This window comes from Sanguibacteroides sp. AM78-02pH3A, assembly GCF_027666085.1.
Classification (GTDB): domain Bacteria; phylum Bacteroidota; class Bacteroidia; order Bacteroidales; family Marinifilaceae; genus Gabonibacter; species Gabonibacter massiliensis.
Genome location: NZ_JAQEHX010000001.1, coordinates 555780 through 566969, shown reverse-complemented (window position 1 = coordinate 566969; position 11190 = coordinate 555780). Strand labels below are relative to the sequence as shown.

Genomic DNA, 11190 nt, shown 5'->3' with positions numbered 1-11190 from the left:
TTTTATACTTTTGCAGGGAGTGTGAAATAGATAAATATAAAGACCTATGGAGTTACTAAAAAGAAGGATTCTGCAGGATGGTAGATGTTTTGAAGGAGGTATCTTAAAAGTGGATAGTTTTATAAATCATCAAATGGATCCCATCTTGATGAAATCTATCGGGGTTGAGTTTGTTCGTCGGTTTGCCAACCTGAATTTCAACAAGGTAATGACGATTGAAGCCAGCGGAATAGCTCCGGCAATCATGGTCGGGTATCTATTAGAGCTACCGGTCGTATTCGCTAAGAAAAAGCAGCCCAAAACGATGGAAAATACGATTTCGACAACGGTTCGTTCCTTTACGAAAGACAGGGAGTATAACGTGTGTATCAGTAGAGATTTTTTAGGTAAAGGAGACCGGATTCTTTTTATCGACGATTTTTTAGCCAATGGCAATGCCGCTAACGGTATCATTGATTTGATAGAGCAAGCTGGAGCAGAGTTAGTCGGGATGGGATTTATCATAGAGAAGGCATTTCAGCACGGGGGAGATTTGTTAAGAAATAGGAATATCCTTGTTGAATCCTTGGCGATCATCGATAGTTTGGATAACTGCCGGATTGAAATACGGGAATAAATACGGTAATTAGAGGAGGTATGGACATGGAAAACAAGCAGGAGCGTTCAGCCTTGATCTATGGAATTGAGGATCGGCCGCCTTTTAAAGAGGCTTTTTTTGCCGCATTACAGCATTTATTGGCTATTTTTGTCGCCATAGTGACACCACCCCTTATAATAGCCGGGGCGTTGAATTTGGATGTGGAAACTACTGCATTTTTAGTCTCCATGGCTCTTTTTGCATCAGGAATATCCACATTTATTCAATGCAAACGAATAGGTTGTATAGGAACGGGGTTGCTGTGTATACAAGGAACGAGTTTTTCTTTTATCGGTCCGATTATCTCTACCGGATTAACGGGAGGATTGCCTTTGATCTTCGGGGTTTGTATGGCTGGTTCTTTTGTCGAGATGTTGATTAGTCGGCTATTGAAATATGCCAGAAAGATAATTACTCCCCTTGTCTCCGGAATAGTTGTTACATTGATCGGCATGAGTTTGATTAAAGTGGGGATTACGGCTTGTGGTGGAGGGGCTTTGGCTAAAGCCGACGGAACATTTGGTAGTTTCGAGCATTTGGAACTGGCGGCCTTTGTTCTGGTATTGATTATTTTCTTTAACCGGAGCGGGAATAAATACCTTCGGATGAGTTCTATCGTTATCGGTTTGGGTGCCGGGTATGTTGTAGCTTATTTTATGGGGATGATTGATTTTTCTTCTGTCCGGAATTACGGTGGTGTCCATATTCCCCTTCCCTTCAAGTACGGATTATCTTTCGAGTGGTCTTCCTTTATTGCTGTAGGACTAATTTATACTATTACCGCTATCGAGGCATACGGAGACATCACGGCTAATTCCATGATATCCGGAGAACCCGTGGAGGGAGACAAGTTTATAAGACGGGTTTCCGGAGGTATTATGGCCGATGGATTTAATTCTTTCATGGCAAGCGTATTCAATTCTTTTCCTAATTCAATATTTGCTCAAAACAACGGAATGATACAATTGACGGGAGTTGCCAGTCGCTATGTAGGGTATTATATTGCTGCCTTTTTAATACTTCTGGGACTTTTTCCGGCCGTAGGGTTGGTATTTTCCTTGATGCCGGAACCGGTTTTAGGAGGAGCTACTTTATTGATGTTCGGAACGGTGGCCGCGGCCGGCATACGAATTATAGCTTCTCAGAATATCGATCGCAAAGCGACCTTGGTAATGGCTCTCAGTTTTTCTTTAGGATTGAGTGTGGAGTTGCTTCCTGAAATTTTAATGTATTTTCCGGACACGATAAAGAACATTTTTTCTTCCGGAATTACGGCCGGAGGGGTGACAGCTATTGTATCAAACGCGTTGATTCGAATTAAAGAATGATAAAATGAAGACAGAAGATATTTATTCGTTGGCCATAGAGTACAGGCGTTATTTCCACCGGCATCCGGAATTTGCCATGCAGGAATTCAATACGCAAAAATATATAACAGGGATACTGGAGGATCATCATATTGACTATCAGGAGATCGGTACGGGTATTATTGCTTATGTGGGCAGAGGGAAGCGTTGTGTTGCCCTACGGGCCGATATGGATGCGTTGAAGATAGAAGAAGAGACCGGATTGGAATATTGTTCTGAAAAGGAGGGAATGATGCATGCTTGCGGACATGATATGCATATGGCCATGGTTTTGGGGGCTCTCCTTTTTTTGAAAAGGAGAGAGAAAGAGTTGAACGGGACGGTTAAAATACTTTTTCAGCCGAGCGAAGAGAAACGGCCGGGAGGAGCTCGTTTGCTTTTACCGGAAGTCGTAAAGGACCCTGTGCCGCAGGCGATTTTTGCTCAACATATTTTTCCGGGATTGAAAACCGGTCGTATCGGTATACGTGCCGGAGCTTTTTTTGCTTCTTCGGATAATATTATTTTTTCAGTGGAAGGCAAGGGAACGCATGCTGCCATGCCGCAAATGGGATCGGATCCGATACTGGCCGTTGCTCATCTGATACAGTTTTATCAAACTTTAATAACTAAATTCAGGAATCCCTTTATTCCGGCGGTTCTTTCAATTACCTCTGTTCACGGTGGAACCTGTAATAATGTCATTCCGGACCGGGTCGATGTTTTGGGAACCGTTCGCACGCACGATAACGTTTTACGCCATCGAATCTTCGAGTTGATAGAAGAAAAGTCCCGTGCTATCTGCGGACTTTACGGGTGTTCTTTTAGAATGGATAATACTTGGAATGGACTTCCCGTACTCGTGAATGACGAACAGCTTACCCGTTTGCTCCGGAAAAATGCTTCCGATCTTGTCGGTTCAGAGAATGTAATCGAGATGGATCCCCTGACATTGGGAGAGGATTTCGCTATCTATTTGGAAAAAATACCGGGCGTGTTATGGGTATTGGGTGTTTGCCCGGAAGATTCCGAATCTATGCCGCCCTTGCATAGCCCCCGGTTAGCCCCCGATGAAAAAGCAATATCCATAGGAATAGACTTGCTGGTCAAGAATTGTTTGACCTTTCTGAATAACCGATAAACTTTGAGAGTTACAACTTTATGGAGAATTTTTTTAATCGGTCGTCAAGCATAGACGAAGGAATGATTTTTTTCACCGTGTCCGCAACGGCATTTATCATTCTTTCTTTAACGTAATCTTTCCGTATGATAATTGAGATTTCCCTCACGGCAGGAGGAGATGCGATGGATCTGATATTTTTTTTCTGTTCTTCCGTCAAAAACGGCAGGTGTAATTCCGGAATCAAGGTATACCCGCCGTTTTTATCTACGATCCGGATTAATGTGTCTATACTTCCTGCTTCGTAAATGTGGTTGTAACTGGCCGTTTGAGAACATAGATTAAAAATTTGATTCCGGATGCAATGGCCTTCTTGTAGCACCCAAAGATTTTCTCCCGGCAAATTTTCCGCTGTTAGAACCTGATCTTTTTGTTGATTTTCCGGGGCGAAATAAGCCACGAACTGTTCATAATAGAGCGGTATCTCATAAAAATCAGGTCTATTCAATGGAGTAGAAGCAATAACGATATCTATCAATCCGTCGTGAAGATGGTGAACGAGATTATCGGTTCTCATCTCCGAGATAGAGAGGTCTACTGTCGGGTATTCGAGTTTAAAAAAAGTAATAAATTCAGGAACAAGATAAGGGGCAACTGTTGGAATAATGCCTATCTGCAAATTTCCGGAAAGAGATTCGGTCTCGGCAATGACCATCTCTTTGATTTTTCGGATTTCGAATAGAGAAGCTTCGGCCTGCCTGATGATCCGTAGCCCCATATTAGTTGGTTCTATGGGATGCTTGGTCCTGTCGAATATTTTAATCTCCAACTCCTCTTCCAACTTCTGAATCATCATACTCAGGGTCGGTTGGGTTACTCCGCATTTTTCCGAAGCTGTCACAAAATGACGGTATTTATTGACCGCCACAATGTATTCCATCTGTTGTATTGTCATTGTATATAGATTTTATAGATACAAATATAAATAATATCTGTTTGATTGATGAAAATATTCAGAATATTTTTGTATCGAACTAATAAGAACAGATAGATAAACAGTATAAATTAAAAATGAAGATTATGTCACTAATTGGAAAAGAGATTGTAGATTTTAAGGTTCAAGCCTATGTAAATAAAGAGTTTAAAACAATCGGTAAAGCGGATGTCCTGGGCAAGTGGTCCGTGATTTTCTTTTATCCGGCCGATTTTACATTCGTGTGTCCTACGGAATTAGAGGATTTGGCGAATAAATATGAAGATTTTAAACAGGCAGGTTGTGAAATTTATTCCGTATCCTGTGATACTCATTTTGTTCATAAAGCATGGCATGACACCTCAAAAACCATTCAGAAAATACAATATCCCATGTTGGCTGATCCGACAGGAATGCTTGCCCGCAGTTTTGATGTTATGATCGAGAGCGACGGAATGGCAGAGAGGGGTACTTTTATCGTCAATCCGGAGGGGAAAATCGTTTCTTACGAGGTATTGGCCGGTAATGTGGGACGTAATGCGGAAGAATTGTTCCGTCGTCTTCAGGCTCTTCAATTTGTCGCGGCACATGGGGATGAAGTTTGTCCTGCCAAGTGGAAAAAAGGAGAAGAAACGTTGAAACCGAGTATTGACTTGGTCGGAAAGATTTAAGATAAATTGAGAGGAAAACGGGGTCGGGAAACTTTATCTCGACCCTATTTCTTCGTCAGGAAACCACTAAAAACAAATAAAACAAGATGTTAGATTCTGAATTAAAAGAACAATTATATACAATATTTAGCCCGTTGGAGGCAGAATACCTTTTCGATATTTCTGTTTCGCCGGAACATGGAAGTCGTGCGGAATTATTGGAACTATTGGAAGACGTATCTTCCTGTTCCGAGAAAATTTCCTGTCGAGTAGGAGAGGGAGAAGGTTTATCCTTTGTTTTACTGAAAAACGGCAAAATGACCGGTATAAAATTCAGGGCGGTTCCTAACGGACACGAGTTTTCTTCTTTATTGCTGGCGATATTGAATTTGGACGGAAAAGGGAAAAATTTTCCGGATAAAGGAATATGTGACCGTGTAAAAGTTTTAAAAGGTCCCATACATTTGACGACTTATGTCTCTTTAACCTGTACCAATTGCCCCGATATCGTACAGGCATTGAATGCAATGACCACGTTAAACGGTGCGATTCGACATGAAATGGTGGATGGAGCTATTTATCCCCAAGAGATAGATGCATTGAGGATTCAGGGAGTTCCTGCCGTTTTTGCGGACGGGCAGTTATTGCATGTCGGAAGGGGTGATTTCGGGACTTTATTGGATAAATTGGAAGTTCGGTACGGGAAAATCGAAAACGTTCGGGAGATACCTGCTAAAGAATACGACGTTGTAGTTGTTGGAGGAGGACCGGCCGGATGTTCTGCCGCCATTTATTCGGCTCGTAAAGGATTGAGTGTCGCGGTCATCGCTGAAAGGATAGGGGGGCAGGTGAAAGAAACTGTAGGGATAGAGAATTTAATATCCATTCCCGAAACCACGGGAGATCGGTTAGCCGATAATTTGAGGACTCATATGAATCGTTATCCTATCGATTTGTTCGAGCATAGAAAAATAGAGAAAATAGAGATACAAGAAAGTAAAAGACAATTAACGGTATCCGGTGGGGAAAAATTCATGGCGGATGCAGTTATTATTGCCACGGGAGCAAGTTGGCGTAAATTGAATGTACCGGGAGAAGAAGAGTACATTGGACGCGGCGTAGCGTTTTGCCCGCATTGTGACGGTCCTTTTTATAAAGGAAAACGAGTGGCGGTTGTCGGGGGAGGAAATTCGGGGATCGAAGCTGCAATAGACCTGGCTGGAATCTGCTCGAACGTGATTGTATTTGAATTTCTGGATGAATTGAAAGCCGATAAGGTATTACAAGAGAAGGCTAAAAGTATGCCTAATATCGATATTTTCACCGGTTCTCAAACCACGGAGGTGATTGGAAATGGAGAGAAGGTGACTGGGATTCGCGTAAAAGATCATCGAACGGGGGAAGAACGTATCGTTGAATTGGATGGTATCTTTGTGCAGATCGGTTTAGCTCCCAATACGCTCCCGTTTAGGGAATATTTGGATACGAACCGCGGAGGCGAGATTGTCATAGATAGTTATTGCCGGACGAATGTTCCAGGAGTTTATGCCGCAGGAGATGTATCTTCCGTGCCTTTCAAGCAAATTATCATTGCGATGGGTGAGGGAGCAAAAGCTGCTCTTACGGCCTTTGAAGATCGTATACGGGGAGTCGTCTGATCAAAACAGAGAGAAAGACTCTTACAAAAGATTCCTCGGAACCAAAGATTTCCGAGGAATTTTATGACTTGCAGAAAGTCTAAAAAAGTCGCTTAACTGTTATCTGGTATGGATTTTTTTTATTTTATTTGCCGCGTAATTTTTTATGCTAAAATATGATGATAAGATTCTTTGTGAAATGTGCGGTTGTACTCATGTGTACAACATTCGTGATGCCTGTAATGGCGCAGTTAAAACTTAAAAAAGCAGTGAGCGGGGCATCGAAAGCGGTGCAGGCGGTTACGCTGACTGACGAACAAATGGCCGCGTATGTAAAGGAGTATATCGATTGGATGGATAAGCACAATCAGGTATGTGCCGATGATGATCCTTATACTATTCGACTGAAGAAACTGACGGAAGGATTGAAGGAGGTGGAGGGTATTCCTTTGAATTTTAAAGTGTACTATGTGATTGACGTTAACGCTTTTGCTTGTGCGGATGGTAGCGTACGCGTCTTTTCTTCGTTAATGGATATTATGAGTGACGAGGAGTTGTTGGGTGTGATTGGACACGAGGTGGGACATGTGGCCCATAAGGACTCGAAGAAAGCTTTTCGTACGGCATTGTTGACTTCCGCTTTAAAAGACGGAGTGTCGTCTCAAGGCGGAAAAGTTGCCGCATTGACCGATTCGCAGTTAGGTGATCTCGGTGAAGCTTTGGTGCAAGCCAATTACTCGCAAAAACAGGAACGCGATGCGGATGATTACGGTTATGAATTTTTGAAGAAGGCCGGGAAAAATCCATGGGCGATGGCTCTTTCGTTTCATAGATTGAAACAAATGCAGGAAGAGGCTGGAGCGAAAAAAAACAGTAAACTGAACCAGTTATTTTCTACTCATCCCGATTTGGATTCACGCATAAAGCGTATGGAAGAACGCACGACGACTGAAGGTATTCAGAAGCCTGTCGATACGACTGAAAATAAATAAATGAATGAATCGATAAAAAATGAGAAGCGCAGCAAAGCGCTTCTCATTTTTTTTATACTGACTAGAGCCTTTTCCTCTTTTAAAGACCGACTCTTATTGGTAGATTTTTCCGGTAAGTTCTCCGCGGATAACCATCAGGCCATTCATGGCCAAAGCACGCATTTCGTCTTCTCCGGGGTATACCTTTAGCGGGGCGATGAATTCGACCATCTCTTTTACATAAGCAACCAGAAAGGGGTTATGTGCGATTCCTCCGGTTAACAGAATGCCATCCACGTCACCTTTCAAAACGGCAGCCATCTCTCCAATAGCTTTACCCACCTGATATGACATTGCGTCCTGAACCAGTTTCCATTGCGGGTCTTCTTTCGCTTTCAGCTCTACTTCATAAGCATCGTTAGTTCCTAAATAAGCTACTAATCCGCCTTCACCTTTGATCATCTTTTTTATCTCGGCTTGAGTCTTTTCTCCGCTGAAGCACATTTTTATCAATTGTCCGGTAGGCAAGGTACCGGAACGTTCCGGAGAAAACGGTCCGTCTCCGTCCAAAGCGTTGTTTACGTCAATTACTCGTCCCCGTCTATGTGCTCCGACGGAAACGCCTCCTCCCAAATGGGCAATAATCAGATTGATATCTTCGTATTTTTTCCCAATCTCTTTGGCATAAGTTCTTGCAATTGCTTTTTGATTCAATGCATGGAAAATGGAGACTCTTCGGAATGCGGGATGTCCGGTGAGACGGGCAACTTCTTCCATTTCATCCACAACGACCGGATCCGCGATATAGGCTTTGGCTCCGTTATTTAAAGAGCGGGCGATATCGTGAGCAATCAATCCGCCCAGGTTGGATGCATGTTCTCCGAGAGGAGGGTTGTTTAAATCGGTTATAAGGGCATCGTTTACTTCATACACTCCCGATTCTATAGGCTTAACCAATCCTCCCCGGCCAACGATTGCATGGATCTCGTTGATATCGAACCCGGCATTTTTCAATTCGGTTAAAATGATCTCTTTTCTGAATTGGAATTGAGAAGCAACGGTCTCAAAACGGGCGATTTCTTCGGATGAATGCTTGATATTTTTCACGAATAGCTCATTCTCATCCTCGTAAATAGCAATTTTCGTGGAAGTTGACCCCGGATTAATCGCAAGAATTTTATAAGACATAAATTATAAGTTTTTGTTATTAGATAATTATTTATGATTGTCTGTTTTGAAGCTGCAAAATTTATAAATTGTAAGCAAATGTCAAAGGAAAAGTGATAATTTATTTTGCAGAGGTTACATGGAATAGATGGAAGCGTAAAATACATCCGAGATTTCCTGGGCAATGATTTTTAGATATTCTTTTGCATTTATGATAGAGTCCTCCACGGAAGAAGCATGAGATAGCAATGTGAAGACCTGGTCGAAAGAGGAGAGAAGTCGATGGTCTGTCATTCCGGCAATAGCATATACCGTTTTATGATTTTCACGACATAGGTCGGAAATGGATCCGGGAATTTTTCCGTGCAGAGATTGTACGTCTATTTTACCTTCTCCTGTTATTACTGCTTGGACAGAAGAGAGATAATCCCTTAGTCGAGCAAGTTCTATACAAAAAGTGGAACCGGATACTAATTTAGCATTCAACAAAGAACAAAAAGACAAAGCAATCCCTCCGGCAGCACCTCCGTGTTTCAGGGTATGTAACGACTTCCGGGTTTTGGATTCTAACAAGCAGGTCAGATTATGAAGCTTTTCATTCAATAAAATGACCTGTTCCGAAGACGCCCCTTTTTGGGGACCGAACATGAAAGCAGCTCCCTGTTCTCCTGTTATCGGATTATCCACATCACATAAGACGGTACACTCTATATCCTTAAATCTATTTTGTATATAATCGGTATGAATGTCCTTCATATCAATAATATCGTTCCTGTATGTATCTGATTTTTTTTCTATGGACAAACCTATTTCCCGTAAAGCTCCCATTCCTCCGTCCACACTGGCACTTCCTCCTATACAAAGAATTAATTTTTTAAAACCGCACTCTATTGCGTTACGGATCATTATTCCGAACCCCGCCGTATTCGTATTTAAAATATCGTATTCTTCTCTTTTCAAGTGTTTTATCCCGCAACTTTCGGCTAACTCGATGATAGCAGTATCTCCGTCAACGTAGTAAATAGCTTTCCGGGTTCGTCCCAACGCGTCACATGTCACGGTTTCTATGGGCCGAGCTTTATAATAATAAGCTAATACGGCGGCAGTTCCATCTCCTCCGTCCCCCATGGGTAGAGATATCGTTTCAATTCCGTTTCTCTTTAGAGATGTTGAAAGGATATGACACGCTTCAAAAGCTGAGAGACTTCCCTTGAAGGCGTTGGGTGCTAAGAGAATTTTTGGAGGAAAGGGGTTCATGAGCGGGTTCGTTTGCTAATAATTCTTGAGAGTTTTCTATCGTTTTACAATATTCCGGATCAAAAAGATCCCGTTCGGGCCAGGATTTTACCCGGTTTAGAGCCTGATGCATCATCCGTTCTATTTTGTTCGGGAATTTACTTCCGGTCCAACTGCTTGTATTCGTAATGAAAACCCAACTGAAACCGTCTTTTTGATGTTTCATCATAGCACTCGTTCCGGCTAAGGTCCCTGACCTCCACCAATCACCTCTGGAATTCGTGTTCATCCAGCCGATCGGCAGGGCATTGTAAATATTGGCCGTCATCGTCTTGACGCTTTCGGGAGTTAATACATCGGGATAATTGTCATTTCCGTCTATCGCGGACAGGAATCGTAGTAACTCGGTCGGAGAAGCTACCCATCCTCCGGCGCCGTAAAGTTCTTCGATATTATTTCCCCCGTTGGATCGAAGTACCAATGTATCCCTTCCATCGCATGCCCGTACTAATTCGGCGTTGGTGGGTTCGTAGTATTTTACTTCGTTCGGGTAGCGCCTTTCGCGTAAATTGTTACCCAGGTGCATATCGAAACAGCCGGCAGGGATCAGTATGCTGTCCTGAATGTATTTTTCATAAGATTGTCCGCTTATCTTTTCAATTACTTTGGAAAGAATCCCGTATCCTACATTCGAGTAGCAAGTACTGGTCCCCGGACGGAATCCTAAACGCTTTGATAATACAAACCTGATTATCGTATTCAAATCGGCAGGAGGGGGAACGCCCATTTTTTTAGCAATTTCTACCGGATGAAACATGGGATCTCCGTACCTTAAAGAGAATCCTCCTTTGTGTCGCAGCAACTGTTCTACCGTTATCTCCTTCACCCGCTTGTCCCTGATCGCTTGGTATACGGTATCGTTCAATATTCCGTTTTCTCCGAAAACTTTATCTTCTAAGGATAATTTATCACTTTCTACCAGCTTCATAATACCGGTTGCCGTAATTAATTTAGAAATAGAAGCGATTCTAAAGATATGACTCACATCAACCTTGGTCTGAGATTCCTCGTCGGCATACCCGTATCCCTTGCTGTAAATCAATTTTCCATCCTTCATTATAGCCAAAGAGGCTCCTTTTATTTCCCATTGATTCATAAATCGTTCGATAGTTGCATCTAAACGTTTTGTTTCGGATAAATCGGAATAATAATTATGAATGATATCGTGAATAGGTATAAGGGTATCTTCCATAGGCCGCTCTTCTGTCGTTTCCATCATATCGGCCTGAGTACGGTTGATATTCCAAGGCCTGAACAAAAGAACACCTGATAAAATGATCAAACTTATAATATATTTCATAGGCTCTGTTTCGTAATAAAAAAACGCATTGTATTTCTTTAGATAACAGAAGTATACAATACGTTCGCAATATTAAGAAAAAGATATTCTTAT

10 protein-coding genes are annotated in these 11190 nt (G+C 42.2%); 6 read left to right on the top strand and 4 right to left on the bottom strand.

Annotated elements, in window-relative coordinates:
• Positions 1–46: 46 nt before the first annotated feature.
• The 3 genes from xpt to PGR74_RS02440 are packed head-to-tail and all read left to right on the top strand — an operon-like array spanning position 47 to position 3124.
• On the top strand, positions 47–616 hold the full coding sequence (gene xpt / locus PGR74_RS02450) for a xanthine phosphoribosyltransferase (protein ID WP_041503615.1): 570 nt from the start codon (positions 47–49) through the stop codon (positions 614–616).
• Between the two features lie 20 nt (positions 617–636).
• Positions 637–1965, top strand: a complete 1329-nt coding sequence (locus tag PGR74_RS02445; RefSeq protein WP_041503616.1) for a nucleobase:cation symporter-2 family protein — start codon at positions 637–639, stop codon at positions 1963–1965.
• A 4-nt stretch (positions 1966–1969) separates the two neighbouring features.
• Complete coding sequence (locus tag PGR74_RS02440) at positions 1970–3124, top strand: M20 metallopeptidase family protein (protein ID WP_041503617.1); 1155 nt, start codon at positions 1970–1972, stop codon at positions 3122–3124.
• Positions 3125–3134: 10 nt separating this feature from the next.
• Here PGR74_RS02440 and PGR74_RS02435 read toward each other — a convergent pair whose 3' ends face one another.
• Entirely contained in the window at positions 3135–4058 is a 924-nt protein-coding gene (locus tag PGR74_RS02435) for a hydrogen peroxide-inducible genes activator (protein ID WP_041503618.1), read from the bottom strand.
• A 125-nt stretch (positions 4059–4183) separates the two neighbouring features.
• Here PGR74_RS02435 and ahpC point away from each other — a divergent pair, with 125 nt between their 5' ends.
• The 3 genes from ahpC (at position 4184) to PGR74_RS02420 (ending at position 7355) form a co-directional block, all read left to right on the top strand.
• On the top strand, positions 4184–4747 hold the full coding sequence (gene ahpC, locus PGR74_RS02430) for an alkyl hydroperoxide reductase subunit C (protein WP_041503619.1): 564 nt from the start codon (positions 4184–4186) through the stop codon (positions 4745–4747).
• 86 nt (positions 4748–4833) lie between these two features.
• Positions 4834–6384, top strand: coding sequence for an alkyl hydroperoxide reductase subunit F (ahpF, locus tag PGR74_RS02425; protein WP_041503620.1), 1551 nt, complete (start codon positions 4834–4836; stop codon positions 6382–6384).
• Between the two features lie 158 nt (positions 6385–6542).
• The gene (locus tag PGR74_RS02420; protein ID WP_059027200.1) at positions 6543–7355 is read left to right on the top strand and encodes a M48 family metallopeptidase; all 813 of its coding nucleotides are present in this window, start codon (positions 6543–6545) and stop codon (positions 7353–7355) included.
• A gap of 93 nt (positions 7356–7448) precedes the next feature.
• On the opposite strand, the gene buk is transcribed toward PGR74_RS02420, so the two are convergent.
• The 3 genes from buk to PGR74_RS02405 form a co-directional block, all read right to left on the bottom strand.
• Positions 7449–8522, bottom strand: a complete 1074-nt coding sequence (gene buk, locus PGR74_RS02415; RefSeq protein ID WP_041503622.1) for a butyrate kinase — start codon at positions 8520–8522, stop codon at positions 7449–7451.
• Positions 8523–8636: 114 nt separating this feature from the next.
• Positions 8637–9758 (bottom strand): glycerate kinase, encoded by a 1122-nt coding sequence (locus PGR74_RS02410; RefSeq protein ID WP_082032903.1) that lies wholly within the window; start codon positions 9756–9758, stop codon positions 8637–8639.
• On the bottom strand, positions 9691–11097 hold the full coding sequence (locus PGR74_RS02405) for a serine hydrolase domain-containing protein (RefSeq protein ID WP_270516664.1): 1407 nt from the start codon (positions 11095–11097) through the stop codon (positions 9691–9693). The genes PGR74_RS02410 and PGR74_RS02405 overlap by 68 nt, the downstream gene beginning before the upstream one ends.
• Positions 11098–11190 lie beyond the last annotated feature (93 nt).

Coding starts and splice junctions, on each gene's coding strand:
- PGR74_RS02440 (WP_041503617.1), top strand. CDS start 1,970: ATGAAGACAGAAGATATTTATTCGTTGGCCATAGAGTACAGGCGTTAT.
- xpt (WP_041503615.1), top strand. CDS start 47: ATGGAGTTACTAAAAAGAAGGATTCTGCAGGATGGTAGATGTTTTGAA.
- buk (WP_041503622.1), bottom strand. CDS start 8,522: ATGTCTTATAAAATTCTTGCGATTAATCCGGGGTCAACTTCCACGAAA.
- ahpF (WP_041503620.1), top strand. CDS start 4,834: ATGTTAGATTCTGAATTAAAAGAACAATTATATACAATATTTAGCCCG.
- PGR74_RS02405 (WP_270516664.1), bottom strand. CDS start 11,097: ATGAAATATATTATAAGTTTGATCATTTTATCAGGTGTTCTTTTGTTC.
- PGR74_RS02420 (WP_059027200.1), top strand. CDS start 6,543: ATGATAAGATTCTTTGTGAAATGTGCGGTTGTACTCATGTGTACAACA.
- PGR74_RS02445 (WP_041503616.1), top strand. CDS start 637: ATGGACATGGAAAACAAGCAGGAGCGTTCAGCCTTGATCTATGGAATT.
- PGR74_RS02410 (WP_082032903.1), bottom strand. CDS start 9,758: ATGAACCCCTTTCCTCCAAAAATTCTCTTAGCACCCAACGCCTTCAAG.
- ahpC (WP_041503619.1), top strand. CDS start 4,184: ATGTCACTAATTGGAAAAGAGATTGTAGATTTTAAGGTTCAAGCCTAT.
- PGR74_RS02435 (WP_041503618.1), bottom strand. CDS start 4,058: ATGACAATACAACAGATGGAATACATTGTGGCGGTCAATAAATACCGT.